This window comes from Amycolatopsis sp. cg5, from assembly GCF_041346955.1.
In the GTDB taxonomy this organism is placed as follows: Bacteria; Actinomycetota; Actinomycetes; order Mycobacteriales; family Pseudonocardiaceae; genus Amycolatopsis.
This window is the reverse complement of the sequence record NZ_CP166849.1, coordinates 5,255,967-5,271,194: the sequence shown is the minus strand read 5'-3', so window position 1 is coordinate 5,271,194 and position 15,228 is coordinate 5,255,967. Positions and strand designations below refer to the sequence as shown.

15 protein-coding genes are annotated in these 15,228 nt (G+C 69.5%); 6 read left to right on the top strand and 9 right to left on the bottom strand.

Going from position 1 to position 15,228, the window contains the following annotated elements:
* A complete protein-coding gene (locus AB5J62_RS23660) occupies positions 1 to 489 on the bottom strand; it encodes a TetR/AcrR family transcriptional regulator (RefSeq protein WP_370942108.1) in 489 nt (162 codons plus the stop codon).
* A 49-nt stretch (positions 490 to 538) separates the two neighbouring features.
* On the opposite strand from AB5J62_RS23660, the gene AB5J62_RS23655 reads away from it, so the two are divergent.
* Together AB5J62_RS23655 and AB5J62_RS23650 are read left to right on the top strand one after the other, a co-directional pair.
* Entirely contained in the window at positions 539 to 847 is a 309-nt protein-coding gene (locus AB5J62_RS23655) for a hypothetical protein (protein ID WP_370942107.1), read from the top strand.
* A 97-nt stretch (positions 848 to 944) separates the two neighbouring features.
* Positions 945 to 1,817, top strand: a complete 873-nt coding sequence (locus AB5J62_RS23650; RefSeq protein WP_370942106.1) for an AsnC family transcriptional regulator — start codon at positions 945 to 947, stop codon at positions 1,815 to 1,817.
* A 51-nt stretch (positions 1,818 to 1,868) separates the two neighbouring features.
* On the opposite strand, the gene AB5J62_RS23645 is transcribed toward AB5J62_RS23650, so the two are convergent.
* The 7 genes from AB5J62_RS23645 to AB5J62_RS23615 form a co-directional block, all read right to left on the bottom strand.
* Entirely contained in the window at positions 1,869 to 2,753 is an 885-nt protein-coding gene (locus tag AB5J62_RS23645) for a catechol 1,2-dioxygenase (protein WP_370942105.1), read from the bottom strand.
* A 10-nt stretch (positions 2,754 to 2,763) separates the two neighbouring features.
* Positions 2,764 to 4,623 carry an asparagine synthase (glutamine-hydrolyzing) gene (gene asnB / locus AB5J62_RS23640; RefSeq protein ID WP_370942104.1) on the bottom strand — a complete coding sequence of 620 codons (1,860 nt, stop codon included), beginning with the start codon at positions 4,621 to 4,623 and terminating at the stop codon, positions 2,764 to 2,766.
* A gap of 2 nt (positions 4,624 to 4,625) precedes the next feature.
* Positions 4,626 to 6,137 carry a 4-hydroxyphenylacetate 3-hydroxylase family protein gene (locus AB5J62_RS23635; RefSeq protein WP_370942103.1) on the bottom strand — a complete coding sequence of 504 codons (1,512 nt, stop codon included), beginning with the start codon at positions 6,135 to 6,137 and terminating at the stop codon, positions 4,626 to 4,628.
* Positions 6,134 to 6,964: a TauD/TfdA dioxygenase family protein gene (locus AB5J62_RS23630; protein ID WP_370942102.1), complete on the bottom strand. Its 831-nt coding sequence runs from the start codon at positions 6,962 to 6,964 to the stop codon at positions 6,134 to 6,136. Before AB5J62_RS23630 ends, AB5J62_RS23635 begins: the two co-directional genes overlap by 4 nt.
* A 10-nt stretch (positions 6,965 to 6,974) precedes the next feature.
* Positions 6,975 to 7,715 (bottom strand): TauD/TfdA family dioxygenase, encoded by a 741-nt coding sequence (locus AB5J62_RS23625; RefSeq protein WP_370942101.1) that lies wholly within the window; start codon positions 7,713 to 7,715, stop codon positions 6,975 to 6,977.
* Entirely contained in the window at positions 7,694 to 8,680 is a 987-nt protein-coding gene (locus AB5J62_RS23620; protein WP_370942100.1) for an L-tyrosine/L-tryptophan isonitrile synthase family protein, read from the bottom strand. Before AB5J62_RS23620 ends, AB5J62_RS23625 begins: the two co-directional genes overlap by 22 nt.
* Positions 8,681 to 8,846: 166 nt before the next feature.
* Positions 8,847 to 9,743 (bottom strand): helix-turn-helix transcriptional regulator, encoded by an 897-nt coding sequence (locus AB5J62_RS23615; RefSeq protein WP_370942099.1) that lies wholly within the window; start codon positions 9,741 to 9,743, stop codon positions 8,847 to 8,849.
* 55 nt (positions 9,744 to 9,798) lie between these two features.
* Here AB5J62_RS23615 and AB5J62_RS23610 point away from each other — a divergent pair, with 55 nt between their 5' ends.
* Genes AB5J62_RS23610 through AB5J62_RS23595 form a run of 4 tightly spaced genes read left to right on the top strand, consistent with a single transcriptional unit; the run spans position 9,799 to position 13,721 of the window.
* A complete protein-coding gene (locus AB5J62_RS23610) occupies positions 9,799 to 10,554 on the top strand; it encodes a nuclear transport factor 2 family protein (protein WP_370942098.1) in 756 nt (251 codons plus the stop codon).
* A 26-nt stretch (positions 10,555 to 10,580) separates the two neighbouring features.
* Positions 10,581 to 12,041, top strand: a complete 1,461-nt coding sequence (locus AB5J62_RS23605) for an aldehyde dehydrogenase (protein ID WP_370942097.1) — start codon at positions 10,581 to 10,583, stop codon at positions 12,039 to 12,041.
* Between the two features lie 16 nt (positions 12,042 to 12,057).
* Complete coding sequence (locus tag AB5J62_RS23600) at positions 12,058 to 12,927, top strand: protein-ADP-ribose hydrolase (protein WP_370942096.1); 870 nt, start codon at positions 12,058 to 12,060, stop codon at positions 12,925 to 12,927.
* Positions 12,924 to 13,721, top strand: a complete 798-nt coding sequence (locus AB5J62_RS23595; protein ID WP_370942095.1) for a hypothetical protein — start codon at positions 12,924 to 12,926, stop codon at positions 13,719 to 13,721. Before AB5J62_RS23600 ends, AB5J62_RS23595 begins: the two co-directional genes overlap by 4 nt.
* Positions 13,722 to 13,763: 42 nt before the next feature.
* Here AB5J62_RS23595 and hpaB read toward each other — a convergent pair whose 3' ends face one another.
* Positions 13,764 to 15,224, bottom strand: coding sequence for a 4-hydroxyphenylacetate 3-monooxygenase, oxygenase component (gene hpaB / locus AB5J62_RS23590; RefSeq protein ID WP_370942094.1), 1,461 nt, complete (start codon positions 15,222 to 15,224; stop codon positions 13,764 to 13,766).
* Between the last annotated feature and the right edge of the window lie 4 nt (positions 15,225 to 15,228).

Below are 15,228 nucleotides of genomic sequence, written 5' to 3'. Positions count from 1 at the left end.
TCAGGCAAGAGCGCCACGCACGATCACCGCGAGCACCGGCCGAGGGTCCGGCGTGCTGCCTCCGGCGATGGCCTGCACGAAGAGCCCCTGCCCGCAGACCCCGATCGCCTTGGCGGCGACCAGCGGGTCCGCCGCACCGAGCCGTGCCAGCACCGGCACGACCAGGTCGGTCATCGCGGCCCCACCCCGCGCGAGCGCCTCCCGCAGCGCGGGCTCGTGCCCGGCCTCCAGCCGCAGCACCATCCGCGCGGTCGTCACGACCCGGTTCGGCCCCAGCATGAACTCGAACAGCCGAGCCAGTTCCTCCACCAGCTCATCGCCCGTCTCGACTTCGAGCGCGGCCCCGACCGCGGGCGACTCCTGCCGCAGCATCCAGCCGACCACCCCTTCGAGCAGTGCCGCCCGCGTCCGGAAGTAGTTCGACGTCGACCCCTTCGCAGCAGTCGCGCTCGCCGCGCTGACCCTCAACTGCCTTGTGGGCGCCTTCATGCTCGTACGATGGCTCGCCCGGGGCTCTGCGGCGCGCCTGCCTCCGCTCGTGTACTTCCACCTCACGACGGCGTTGCTTTCCCTGGCCGGGTGGATCGCCTATCTGGTCGCCGGGCGCCCGGCTTTGCTGGCGTGGGCGGTGTTCGTCGTGCTCACCCTCGCGAACGCTCTCGGCGACTCGGTACTGGTCCGCGGTTGGCGTGCTCGCCATTCCGTGCCGCCCGGCGAGTTGCTCCGGAACTACGTCGCTGCCGCCCGCGAGGTGCTGTCAGGCAAACGGCCCGTTCCGATGATCCACTCGATACTCGCCCCTGTCGCCTACTTCGCGGTTCTGCTCGCGTCGCTCGGCGTCGGCTAGCCACTCTCGCCTTGGCTCCGATTTTCGGCGTAGGATGCCGAATCACGGAATACCAGCGGAGCAAGCCGGGTGGTTCTCGGCGAGTAAGGGACAGAACATGGACGACCTCGACCGTCGCATCGTCGAGCTTCTGCAGGCCGACGCGCGGACGACCAATGTCGCGCTCGCGCGTGAGCTGGGCGTTTCCGAGAAGACGATCCGCTCCCGGGTCTCGCAGCTCGTCGCGACCGGTCTGATCCGGTTCGAGGTCGTGGTCGCGCACGGGGAGCGGCCGAGCCGGATGCTCTTCGGGGTCCACGCGCTGCCCGGACGGCGGTTCGACGTGGCCGCGGCGCTGGTGGAGCGACCCCAGGTCGACCATGTGCATCTCGCGAACGGGGCTTTCGACGTCGTCGTCGAGGCCGCGTTCGGGGACGACGCGGAGGCGTTGGAGTTCTTCGTGCGCGAGGTCGAGGGGCTCGACGGGGTGAAGGAGGCCGTGACGTGCCACCTGGTGACCGAGTTCCGGCAGATCGACAAGCCGTCGCCGGACGGGCCGGTCGTCGACACCGAGCTGGTCGGCGGGTTCGTGGTGAGCAGTCACGCCATCGGGACGGTCGACGAGCTGCTCGACGAGGCGTGCGTGCTCGCGACCGAAGGGCTTTCGGCTGATCGGGCGCTGGCGTCGGCCGTCGGTGGCGGCACGCGGGTGCGGGGTTTGTCGGCCGAGTACGTGGGTTCGCATGCGGCGGTCATCGAGTCGGGACAACAGATTCTGGAAGCCGACGCCCGTACCGACCCGGCTGTGAAGGCGGAAGGGTTCGTCACGTCGCTCGCCTTGCCGATGCGGCACGGGGAACGCGTGGTCGGCGTGCTGGAGCTGTGCTTCGACGCCAAGACCCGACTCGAAGACAGCTACCTGGCCACCGCGCAGACGGTCGCCGACCACCTGGGCATGGTCTGCGTCCGGCTCGGCGAAAAGGGGTCGTGAGTGGTACGGCCGGTTCTAACCGGTCAAAACACTCACGACCCCGGCGGGGGGCTAGGACCAGGCGGTCCAGCCGTGCTCGGGGCGGGGGAACCAGAGGTGGACCTGGCCCGTGCCGATGCCGTTTTCGTACTCGCTGTACCGGATGCCCGGGGCGACGCAGGCCTTGCCGCCGACCGCGCCCGCCAGGGTGAGGTAGTGGCCGAAGCCCGCTTCGGGGGCGAAGCGGTCGTAGTCGGGCATGGCGTCGATGACGCGGGCGTGGTCGCCTGATTCGAGCCAGGCGATGCGCTGGAGGTCGGCCGCGCGGGCCTCGGGGGAGATGATGTTCGCGGGGTCGCCCGCCATGCGGTCGCGGAGCTCGTTCAACGGCCAGAAGGCGTGGGAAAGGCCGCCGGAAGCCAGTATCAGCACGCGCTTTTCGGTCAGGCCGACCGCGTCGGCGATGAGTTCGCCCACGGCGAGGAAGTCGGCGGGGGTCGCGGACTGGCAGACCGAGACCGACACCCACGGTACGTCGGGGCGGCCGAGGTAGTGCCAGATGTTGAGGGTCGCGTAGTGGATCGGGAGGTGGGGGTCGTCGATGGCCGACAGCCAGAGCGAGCGCTTCTCCGCGAGTGAGGCGATGGTTTCGGCCAGGTCGCGGTCGCCGGGGAGGTCGTAGTCGAAGGAGCAGATCGCGTTGGGCATCTCGTCGGAGGTGAAGACGCCCTCGCGGGTGTCGTGGGCGGTGATGATGGTTTCGGTGGTCGTGGCCCAGTGGCTGTCGATGACGAGGACCGTGTCGTAGTCGAGCCGGTCGATCACCTCCTCGTTGAGGCGGGTTAGGCCGGTCGCGAGAGTGAAGTCGTTGCCGCCGTTGGCTTCGACGCGCATTTCGCGCGGGAACATGACCACGGGGGAGTGCGAGAGCAGGCCCGCGCCGACGATGTCGCCCATGGGGTGCCTTTCAGTGGATGAGCAGTGACGGGAGGTCGACGGCCACTTCGTAGTTCCGCAGCCAGGAATTGAGCCGTACCGAGGACTCGACGAGGATGCGCTCGAACTCCGAGAGTGTGCTCTGCGCCGGCTTCACGACCAGACGGCGCACCGCGTCCTCGTCGAGGAAGGGGTGCAGTGGCGCGGCCGGGTCGTGGACGGCCGCGGTGAGGTCGCGGAGCAGCGCGCGGTCGTACTCGGGGTCCTGAATGGACGGATAGGCCGCCTTGCGCCGGTTCAGCACCGATTCGGGCAGCAACCCTGCCGCCGCCGAACGCAGTAAGGCCTTTTCCCTGCCGTCGTGGCGTTTCATGGCCAGCGGGACGTTGAACACGTACTCGACCAGCCGGTGGTCGCAGAACGGCACGCGACCCTCCAAACCGGACGCCATGCCCATGCGGTCCTTTTTGTCCAGCAGGATCGGGAGCCAGCGGGTCAACGTCAGATACGCCAGTTCCCTGCTGCGGCGGTCTTCGGCGTTCTCGCCGTCGAGGCGCGGGACTTCGGCCAAGGCGGACGCGTACAGGTCGGCTTCGTACTCGGCGATGTTCAGCGAGTCGACGAACGATGCGCGGAACAGGGAACGCGGGTCGAGGCCGCGGTGCGCGCCGAGCGCGAGCCAGGGGAACGTGGTCGCCGCGCGGGCGCCGGGGTCGGTGAACCACAGGTAGCCGCCGAACAGCTCGTCGGCCGCTTCGCCGGACAACGCCACGGTCGCGTGCTCGCGGACCGCCTTGAACAGCAGGTACAGCGAGACGTCGAGGTCGGCGAAGTTGAACGGCAGGTCCCAGGCCCGCAGCACGGTCGCGCGGACCGCCGGGTCGAGCAGGCCCGACCGGTCGAGCATGATCGCGTGATGGTCGCTGCCGACGAACTCGGCGACCTCCAGCGCGAACGGGCCGTCCGGGGTCGGGCGGATCGGGTCGGCCTGGAAGTTCTCGGTGTGGCCGGTGAAATCGACCGAGAAGGTCGACAGGCCGGGCTTGTGCCGCTTGGCGATCGCGGTGACCGTGCTCGAATCCAGCCCGCCCGAGAGCAGGCAGACCAGCGGCACGTCGGCGATCATCTGCCGGGGCACGATGTCGTCGAGCAGCTCGCGGACGGTCGCGATCGTCGTGGGCAGGTCGTCGGTGTGCGGACGGGATTCCAAGGCCCAGTAACGGCTTTCACGCAGCTTCCCGTGTCCGACGCGCAGCACGTGCCCCGGTTTGAGCTCACGCATGCCCTGGAACGGGACCCGGCCGGGGGTGCGGATGAACAACAACGCGTCGCACAGCTCCTCGGCCGACGCCCGCGCTTGCGCCAGCGGATTGGCGAGGATCGCCTTCGGCTCCGATCCGAAGAGGACACCGCCGGGCGTGGGGTAGTAGTACAGCGGTTTGACGCCGAGGCGATCGCGCACGAGCAGCAGCTCCTGCGCGGCGGTGTCCCAGATGGCGATCGAGTACATGCCGTTGAGCCGGTCGACGAACCGCTCACCCCACTCGAGGTAGGCGCGCAGCGCGACCTCGGTATCGGAGTCGGTGCGGAACCGGTGGCCGAGGTTCGTCAGCTCGGCGCGCAGTTCACGGTAGTTGTAGATCTCGCCGCCGTAGGAAATGACCGCGGCTGGCCGGCCGTTCGGGCCTTCTTCGGGTGTGCGCATGGGCTGCTGACCGTGCGCGAGGTCGATAATGGACAGTCGGCGGTGGCCGAGCGCGATGTGCCGGTCGAGCCACTGGCCGCCCTCGTCGGGGCCGCGGCGGTGCAGGGTTTCGGCCATCGCCTCGACGACCGCCGGTTCGCGGGTGAGGTCGCGGTCGAACGCGACCCAGCCGGTGATGCCGCACATGCCTAGACTCCCTCGCTCGGGTCGATCCACGGTCCGCGCCGCCAGCCGTCGACGTCGTAGTCGTCGAGACAGTCCTGGACCAGCGCCTCGTAGCGGGCCAGGCTGCCGCGGCGGGTGGCCCACTTCAGCGAGTCGAGGCGGATCTGCTCGCCGTTGCCGGAGTAGTTGCGCTCGTACAGTTCGTGCCGCGCGCCGAACTCGGTGCCGATCGCGTCCCAGACCAGCTTGAACAGCTTGATCCGGTCGTGCGCCGAGGATTCCGCGCCGCGGTAGAACCGGTCGATCAGCGGCCGAAGTTCTGGGTTGACCAGGTCGCGGACGCTGGACGGCACCACCAGCGGCGCCCCGCCGAGCGTGGTCTCGAACAGTTCGTGCACCCGGTCCCACACCTGCGCGTTGTACATCCGCATGGCCGACGCGTGCTCCAGCTTGGGCACGACCGTCCCGCCGGTCGCGGGTTCGGGGTCGCACGCCATCGCCGTCGACAGCGCCCAGACCAGGTCACGCATGCCGATCAGCTCACCGACGGCGGCCTGCACGCCCCGGAAGGTGTCGGTGCCGTTCGCCTTGACACCACGGGAAAGCAGCCCGGCCATCAGCTCCAGTTTGACCGCCAGCCGGATCGAGGACTGGAAGTTGTACAGGTTCGCGAACCCCGACTTGGCGTAGAACCCGGTCGACCGCTCGATGTCGCGATGGACGAGCACGTCCTCCCACGGGATCAGGGCTTCGTCGAGCAGCAGCACGGCGTCGTTCTCGTCGAACCGGCTCGACAGCGGATAGTCGAACGGGCTGGTCGCGCGCTGGGCGTACGGGGTGCGGCAGACGAGCTTGACACCCGGATTGTCCATGCGCGCGAAGAAGACCAGCGCGAACGCCTCGGCCTTGCCCGGCGCCAGCTCGGCGGAGGCGACCGGGGCCACGAAGCTCGCGTTCGTGATGGCCGAGCCGGTGGCGAGCATCTTCGCGCCGCTGACGACGATCCCGGCGTCGGTCTCGCGGACCGCGTGCACGAACACGTCTTCCATGTCGTGCACGGCGCGTTTGCGGTCGATCGGCGGGTTGATGATGACGTGGTTGAGATACAGCGCGCGGGCGGAGAACTCGCGGTACCAGCGCCGCGCGTTCGGCGCGAAGTCACCGTAGAACCCGGCGTTCACGCCGAGCCCTGACATGAACGCGGCCTTGTACTCCGGTGTCCTGCCGAGGAACCCGTACCCCAGCCGGGCCCAGGTCGCGATCGCCTCGCGGGCTTCGAGAAGGTCGGCCGACGACCGGCTGGGCTTGAAGAACTTGTGCGTGCGGACACCGTCGGCGTCGAGTCCGGTGAGGACGTCCGAAGTGGACGGATCGTGCATCGCGTCGTAGAGCCGCGCGGTCGAGCGGGCCGAGTTCGCGAACGCCGGATGCTCGGTCACGTCCTTGACCCGCTCGCCGTCGACGTAGACGGACCGTCCGTCGCGCAGGCTCTCCAGATAGTCCGCGCCGGTCATCAGCGTCATCGGGCTGGTCATCGCTGCAGCGCCGGGTTGACCAGCGGCGGCTCGCCGAGCACGTGCACGCGGCGCAGGTGCCGGGGCGCGTGCGCGGTGAAGGCGTTGCGGCCGTGCAGGAGCGTGTAGTTGTCGGTGACGACGAGATCACCGGTCTGCCAGGCATGCGCGTAGAAGTGCTCCGGCGCGTAGAGCGCTTCACGCAGGCTCTTGTGGACAGTGGCGAGCTCGTCGCCCGGCAGACCGGTGAACTCCAGATCGGGGTGGTTGATGAAGTCGACGTCGGTGGGATCGGTCGGCTCCTGGTAGCGGAGCACCGGGGCGCCCGTGTCCGGATGCGTTGTCACCAAAGGAGAGATGCAAACGCTTTCGTAGTACTCCATCTTCCGGTAGTAGTTCCCGGTCACCTTCGACCACTGCTCGCGGGTCTGCGCGTCGGCCGAGGCCAGCACCGCGGTGGTGTTCGAGAACGTGGTCTCGCCGCCGTCGCCGCCACCGGGCGCCTGGACGCAGTGGAAGACCTGGAACTCCGGCACGTGCTCGCGGTACATGCCGTCCCAGTGCATCGGCATGTAACTGTGGTCGAAGATGTGGTCTTCCGGCTGCTCGCGTTCCACCAGTTCCAGCACCGTGCCGAACGGCCATTCGGTGATCTCGCCCCAGCGCTCGGCGTACGCGGACAACTCGTCGGCGGACCCGAACGTGCCGAAACCACGCAGCAGCAGCAAATGATGCTCGCGGACGAGTTCGCGCAGCGGCGGCACGTCGACGTCGGCCAGTGGCGCGCCCGCCTGGCTTGGCCGCACCATGACGCCGAACGGGTCGAGCCGGGTGACTTCGATGGACATGGCGGTTCTCCTAGTGAGGGGACAGGATGTGCACGCGGCGCAGGTGCCGCCCGGCGGCGCCGGACTCGCGGCCGTGCAACAGGGTGTGGTTGTCGGCGATCAGGAAGTCGCCTTCGCGCCAGGCGTGGACGTACTGGTACTTCGGGTCGCGCAGCGCCGCGCGCAGCTCGCCGAGGAACCCGGGCACCTCGTCGGCGGGCAGGCCGTCGAACTGATGATCCGGCCAGCCGGCGAGCGGGGCGTCCTCGTCGGCAGGCTCGTGGAACCGCAGCACCGGCGTGCCGTGCACCGGATGCGCGGCCACCACCGGGGTGCGCGCGCCCGTGCCGCGCACCCGGTAGGTGACCGAAACCGCTTGCCAGCGCCGCAAAGTCTCGGGATCGGCGTCGGCCGCGAGGCGCGCCGTGTCGGTGAACGTCGTGTGCCCGCCGGAGCCGGAGCGGACGCAGGCGAAGATCTGGAACTCCGGGATCTCGGGGTGACCGAGGCCGTCCCAGTGGATCGGCACCCGGCCGCCCGCGGGCTCCTCGTCGCTGTCGAGCACCGGTCCCTGCGAGCCCCAGCTCTCGGCCCAGCCTGCGAGCTCCTCGGGGTCCGCGGGACCGGTGAAACCGCGCAGCAGCACCACAAGCTTGGTCCTGGCGAGATGCCGCAGCTTCCTGACCGGCAGCTCGCGGACGTCCTGGCCGGGTTCGGCGTCGACGCGCACGCCGAGCGGGGAGAGGCCGGTCAGGCGCACAGCCGCTGCCACGGTGCGAGCTCCGCCGCCGGTGCGAGGCTGTAGTAGCTGGGCTTGCCCGCCACGTAGACGAGCTGGGCGCCCGCCTGCTCGGCCTCGGCGCGCTTCATGAGCGTGAACGTGCCGCCCGATTCCACGGCGACGCTGTGCCACGGCGTGAGCCAGCTGTCCGGGGTTTCCGCGAGCAGGATGCCGATCTTGCCGGTGGCGCAGGCCTGCGGGTGGATCGACAGCCGGACCGCGTGCGGGAACAGCTCGCCGAGCAGGTCGCCCCAGGCTTTGCTGCGCGAGATCACGCCGTACGCCAGCTCGCGGCATTTGCGCTGCAGCGCGGCCTTGGTGCCGGTGTAGCCGGGGGTGAGCTGGTCTTCCAGCATGAACCGGGTGATGCCGCGGTAGAGCGCGAGCGCGTGACCACCCGCTTTGACCTCCGAGCGCAGGTCGGCGTGGTCGTAGCCGTAACCGGCGTCGAGCACCTTGCGCATCTCGTCGTGGTGGGCGCCGGTGTAGACGTCGTCGAGGGTGAACAGGCTCAGATGCGTCGCGCCGATGCGCTGGATCATTCGTTCAATGCCACGCTGATAAGCGGTGACGTGCTCGTCGGGCACTCCGATGAGATCACTGAACACGCGGCCGTCCGAACAGATCGAAATGCGCGCGCCGGGCGGGTAGATATCCGCGATTCGTTCGCATAGCGAATTCAGGAAACGGAGCGCGAGTTCTTCGGCGGTGTCGGGGAGCGGGCTCAGCACCTTCGCGGGATTCGGTGATTTCGCCGGAAAGGCGGGCAGCACGAATTCGATCGGGGCGCCGCGCTTCATCGTGGCGCGCACGGAGTCGAGGTGGAAACGCATGCAGCGCAAGCAGATCCGGCCGGTGCAGGCGCCGTCACGGTGCCGCCGCTGGTGCGCGAGCACGGTGCGGAGCACCTCGATGGTGGCCAATTCGGTGTCGAGCGCGACTGAAGATGAGGACACGTTTCTACCCGATCCTTTCTGCCAGTGGGGCGTGCCGACGAAGCCCGGAGTCCGACATTCGGACTTGATGTGCCGATTAGCGGCGCTTGACCGAGTGTTGCTCGCAGTTGTCCGGCATGTCAAGGACGAATGTCGGCGCCTTCTGAGAAAGGCGGGAAATAGTCGATCAGCCGCGTTCGCGGTCGCGGAAGGCGCCGGGAGACGTGCCTGCCTCACGGGCGAAGAACTTGCCGAAGTTGGTCGGCTCGGTGAAGCCGAGCCGGTGCCCGATCGCGGTGACCGGCAGCTCGGTGTGCACGAGCAGGCGCTTGGCCTCCAGCGCGACCCGCGCGTCGATCAACGCCTTCGCGGTCTGCCCGGTCGCGGCCAGGCACAGCCGGTTGAGGCTGCGCGCCGAATAGCCGACGCGGGCGGCGTAGTCGCCGGCCTGCCTGGTCGTCGCGAAAGATTGCTCGAGTTCGCGCTGGAAGCGCTGGAACGTCTCGTCGTGCGAGTCGGTCGGGCGTGCCTCGCGGTCGGTGACCGGCAGCCGCCGCACCCGCAACAGCAGCGCGCCCAGTAGCTGGCGGAGCAGTTCCACCGTGACGGCCTGGGTTTCCGGTTCTTCGGCGGCGCGCCGGTACTCGGCCTTGAGTTCCAGCACGGCCTGGCGGAGCCTGCTGTCCTCGTCCGCCGGGACGGTCCACGAGACGGGGCCGAACGGGTCGGGCAGCGGCGCGAACCGCTCCAGCGGCGGCGGGAAGGCGGCGGTGAACAGGATCATGACCGCGTGCACCGTGCCGCGCGGTGTGGTGGGCCGGGGCAGGCGGAGCACCCGGCCGGGGCTGACGTACAGCAGCGTGTTCGACGTGCAGGGATGGTCGACGAAATCGACCATCGTCTTGCCTGCCCCGCTGGTGAACAGGAACAGCTGGTGGAAGTCGGTCCGGTGCACCGCATTCAGCAATTTCGCTGATAGCCGGTGTCGCAGCGTGGCGAAGTCGAGCACCTCGATGTCGAGCTGGGGCCGCTCGGGGTTGGCGAACCCGAGCTGCACGACGGAGGCTTGTCCACTTTTGACCATGACAGTTCCTGATCTTACCTCGTTTGTCCGAGCGCGGGGGAGCAGATTGATCGGCATGAACAACAAGGATTTGGTGCTCCAGGCGGCAGGCGAGCTCTTCGGCGACAAGGACCCCTCCGCGGTCGATCGCTGGGTCGCCGCCAACTACCGGCAGCACAGCTCGCTCGCCGGTGACGGCCCCGAAGCGTTGCGCGGCCTCGTCGCGAACCTGCCAGAGGGCTTCCGCTACGAACTCGCCAGGGTCATCGCGGACGGCGATCTCGTCGCGCTGCACGGCACTTACCACGGTTTCGGCCCCGAGCCGCTGGTCGCTTTCGACCTCTTCCGCGTGGAGAACGGCAAGCTGGCCGAGCACTGGGACGCGCTGACGCCGGTGGTGACCGAGACGGCGAGCGGCCGTTCGCAGACCGACGGCGCCGCCGAGCCTGGCGCGGCCGAACTGACCGAGCAAAGCCGTAAGGTCGTCACCGAATTCGCTGAGCGAATCCTCAAAGAAGCGGACTATTCGGTGCTGACCGACTACATTTCGACAGAGACCTACCTGCAGCACAATCCCGAGGCCGCCGACGGGCTGGACGGATTCGGCGCGGCTGCGGCGAAGTGGGCCGGGCAGGGTAAGAACCTGGTCTACCGGACCGTGCACCGGGTCGTCGCGGAAGGCGATCTCGTGCTGCTGCAGTCCGAGGGTGAATTCGGCGAGCCGGTCGCGTATTGGGACCTGTTCCGGGTCGACGGCGGCAAGATCGTCGAGCACTGGGACGTGATCGCGCCGATTCCCGCCGAACTGCCGCACGGCAACGGCCTGTTCTGATCGAGAAAGAAACGAAAGAGGCGAACGTGGTCATCGAGCGCGAACTCTTCATCGACGGCAAGGACGTCCCCGCGTGGGAGCGGCGGACCACCGAGGACCTGAACCCGTACACCGGCGGCGTCTACGCCACCGTGGCGGCCGGTGGCCCCGCCGACGTCGTGCGCGCGGTCGACGCGGCACAGCGTGCCTTCGAGCCGTGGGCGGACACCGCGCCGTCCGTCCGGCGCGGGATCTTCCTGCGGGCGGCCGACATCCTCGAAGCGAGGGCCGCGGAAGTGGTCGAGCTGATGGCGCACGAGGTCGGCGGGGTGAGCTCGTGGGCGCGGTTCAACACCGCGCTCGCGGCGAACATGCTGCGCGAGGCGGCCGCCGTGGTCACCCAGCCGCTCGGCGAGGTGCTCGCGACCGAGCCCGCCGACCGGCTCTCGATGGCCGTGCGTGAGCCGCTCGGGGTGATCGCGGCGTTCTCGCCGTGGAACGCGCCGGTCATCCTGGGCACCCGGTCGATCGCGGTGCCGCTGGCGGTCGGCAACACCGCGGTGCTCAAGCCCAGCGAGGACGCGCCGATCGCGTCCGGGCTGCTCATCGCCGACGTGCTGCGCGAGGCCGGGCTGCCGCCCGGCGTGCTCAACGTGGTGACCAACGCGCGCACCGACGCCGCCGAGGTCGCCAAGACGCTGATCGCCGACCCGCAGGTCCGGATGGTCAACTTCACCGGCTCGACCCGGGTCGGCCGGGTCATCGGCACCACCGCCGCCGAGAACATCAAGCCCGCCGTGCTCGAATTGGGCGGGAAGAACGCGGTGCTGGTGCTCGACGACGCCGACCTTGACCACGCCGTCGACGCCGTCACCTTCGGCGCGTTCCACAACGCGGGCCAGATCTGCATGTCGGCGGACCGGGTGCTGGTGCACCGGTCGGTGGCCGAGGAGTTCACCGTCCGGCTCGCCGCCAAGGTGGCCGGGCTGCCGCACGGCGACCCGGCCGACCAGTCGACCGTGGTCGGCCCGCTGATCACCGAAAGCGCGGCGCGTCGCGTGTCCGAACTGGTCGCCGAGGCGGTCGCGGACGGCGCCAGGGTCCGGGCGGGCGGGGGAGAGCGGGAGGGCACTCGGTATCCGGCGACCGTGCTGGACGGGGTCACCCCGCGCATGCGGATCTTCCGTGAGGAGATCTTCGGGCCCGCCGTCACGGTGATCACGGTCGAGGACGACGACGAAGCCGTCTCCATCGCCAACGACACCGAGTACGGCCTGACCGCCGGCGTGCTGACTTCGGACACCCGGCGCGGGCTCGCGCTGGCCAAGCGGCTGCGCACCGGCATCGTGCACGTCGGCGACCAGACGGTCGACGACGAGCCGCAGGCCCCGTTCGGCGGCGTCAAGTCCACCGGCTACGGGCGCTTCGGCGGCCGCTGGGGTGTCGACGCCTTCACCGCGACCCGCTGGGTGACCGTCGCCGGTCACCACGGCAGGTACCCGTTCTGAGTACTGGAGTTTTTCGGTGATCACCACCCTCTCGCTGAGCGCCTACCGCGCAGCGATCGAGCTGGACGAGCCGTTCGTCCCGGCGGCCCCGGCCGCCGGGGCGGACCGGCTGCCGGAACTGGCCGAGACCGCGGTCCAACTGCTCAGCCCCGATCCCGGCGACTGGCCGGACGCCCGCGAAGCCTTGCGTGCTGTGCTGACCGTCCGCGAACCAGGCAGGCTGGATCCGAGTTTGAACGCGGCGCTCGACGCGTTGCTGGGCGGGGAACGCCTGCGGCGGCCGACCGTCGACGCGCGGACGTTGCCGACGATCGCGCAGGCGTTCCCCGGCACCGGCTACGCGGGGGCCACGCGGACCGCGTTGTGGCGTGGCGACATCACGACGCTGGCGGCCGACGCCATCGTGAACGCCGCCAACAGCGCGCTGCTGGGCTGTTTCCGGCCGATGCACAGCTGCGTCGACAACGCGATCCACGAGGTCGCCGGGCCGCGGCTGCGCGCGGACTGCCAGCGGATCATGACCATGCAGGGCGCGCCGGAGGCCACCGGCGAAGCCAAGATCACGCGCGGCTACCACCTGCCCGCGCGGTATGTGCTGCACACGGTCGGGCCGATCGTCGAGAGCCCGGTCGAGCTGTGGCACGAGGAAGCGCTCGAGTCGTCTTATCGGTCCTGTTTGGACGTCGCGGCCGAGGTCGACGACATCCGGACCGTGGCGTTCTGCGGTGTCAGTACGGGCGTCTTCGGGTTTCCGAAGGACCGGGCTGCCGAGATCGCGCTGGAGACGGTCGCGGGCTGGCTCAGTGTCCATCCAGGACGGTTCGACCGGGTCGTCTTCACGACCTTCGGCGCCCTTGACGATGCCGCGTACCGGGCGCTTCTGTGAACCCTGAGGCGTGGCTCGACGAGTCGACGCACGTGCTCGTCGCGGCCGGTGCGGGCTTGTCGGTGGCCGCCGGATACGACTACGCCGACACGCGGCGGTTCGCCGAGCTGTTCCCGGTGCTGCACCGGCTCGGCCTGCGCGCCAGGTACGAGCTGATCGGGCTGCGGCTGCCGCCGGAGCTGCTGTGGGGCTACTGGTCCGTGCACGTGACCGACATCCGGTTCGGTGCCGGGCCGCACCCGGTGTACGAACGGCTTCGCGAGCTGATCGGGGCGCGGGATCACTTCGTCATGACGTCCAATGTGGACGGCCTGTTCGAGCGCAACGGCTTCGACGCCTCGCGAGTGTGGACGCCGCAGGGCGACTACGCCCGGTACCAGTGCGAGACGCCGTGCACGCGGGAAACGTGGCCGAGCAAGCCGATCATCGACATAGCTTTGGCGACTTATAGTCGGGAGCGCGGGACGGTGACGGAGATCCCGGCTTGCCCGCGCTGCGGCGGGCCGGTGTTCCTCAACGTCCACAAGGGACCTGAGTACATCGGCGACCCCTACGAGGAGCACGGCCGGCGGCTCGCGCGCTGGCGCCGAGACCTGCCGCCCGACGCGCGCTTGCTGGTGCTGGAGATCGGCGCCGGGCTGAGCACGCCGTCGGTGATCCGCTGGCCCGCCGAGGCCATCACCCGGAGCACGCCAGGCGCGCGCCTCGTGCGTGTCAACCCCGCCCATCCCGAGCTGCCCGCCGACCTGGCCGGCCGGGCGCTGGCGGTTCCCGAGCTGTGGCCACGGTCGTGAGCGTTGCGGGCGGTTAGAACCGCCCGCAACGCTCACGAGCCCTTAGTGGGCGTCGCGGGCGAGGAAGTCGCGGACCCGGGCTTGCAGGGGTTCGCGGTCGTAGGCGTTGACCTGCGCGCCGGCCATGCGGACGGGGTCGCCGAAGAAGAAGTACTCGTACAACGCCTCCCGCCCCGCGAAGCTTGACACCGACGCGTCGAGCGCCAGCTTGAACAGCCGCGCCCGGTCACGGGCGGGCAGGGTCGCCGACTGCAGGTAAGTGTCGATGTCCGCGCGACCCTCGGTGTCGAAGTCGGCTTCGCTCGGCAGAGCCATCAAGCCCGAAGCCGAGAACTTGCGGATGATCTCGGGCAGGCGCTGGGAAACCTTGGTCGGGTACCAGTTGCGGGCCGCGTTGAGCGTCTCCCACTTGGGCAGGAAGACGCCGTCCGGGCTCGGCGAGCCGTCGGCCTCGGCCGCGCGCAGCACCGCCTTTTCCAGCTCCACGTAGGAGATCAGCTCGGCCAGGTCCTGCTGGATGTGCTGGAAGCCGCCGATGCCGATGGCCGCGGCGATCTCGCTGGCGAGGCCGAGGTAGAACTCGGTCTTGGCGAGCGTGCGGGTGACGACCTGGTGGGTCATGAGCGCGCCGGCGCCGGTCTCGGCGTACCAGGCGTTGCAGAGTTCGGGGTGCCCCAGCAGGAAGACGCGGTCATTGGGGACGAAGACGTCGTCGAACACGACGACCGCGTCCATCTCCTCGTAGCGCGACGCCAGCGGCTCGTCGAAGTGGGAGTTGCCGTGGTCGAGGCGGGACCGGCAGTAGTACTTGAGGCCGGGTGCGTCGTTGGGGATCGCGAAAGCGTAGGAGTACGGCGCGTCCTCGGGGGTTCCGCGCAGCACCGTCGAGGGGAAGACCAGCAGCTCGTCGGCGATCGGGGCGATGGTGGCGAGCATGCGGGCGCCGCGGACGACGATGCCGTCGGGGCGTTCCTCGACGATCTTCGCGGCGAGGTTGCCGCCGCCCTGCTGGCTGCCCGAGACCGCGCGGTTGACCTGCGGCGGGATCAGGGTGTGCGTGGCGAGCCAGTCGTTCTCGCGGGCGAGTTCGTAGTAGGCCTCGATGCGCTCGCCGAAGACGGGGTCGGCCTTGGCGAAGAAGGTCTTCGCCGTCGCCAGCGCGGTGAGGGAGGAGTTCATGTAGTCGCCGGAGCGGCCGAGGAAGCCGTTGGATTCCCGCGCCCACACCGAAAACGCGGCGCGGCGGCGTTTGAGGTCGTCCTCGGTGCGCGGCACCAGGAACGACGTGCCGACGCGGTCGCCGGTGGTGGGGGACTCGTAGGTGAGGACGTCGCGGTGCGCCGGGTCGTGCTGCAGGTCGAACAGCTTCGCGTAGGTCAGCGCGTTGTTGCGGAACGCCGGGTGCTCGGCGACCTTCGCGGTCACCTTGTCGCCGTCGACGTAGAGCTCGGGCGTCATCGCGTTGAGCCGGTCGAGGTACTGCTGTCCGGTGCGTGCTCCCATGGTG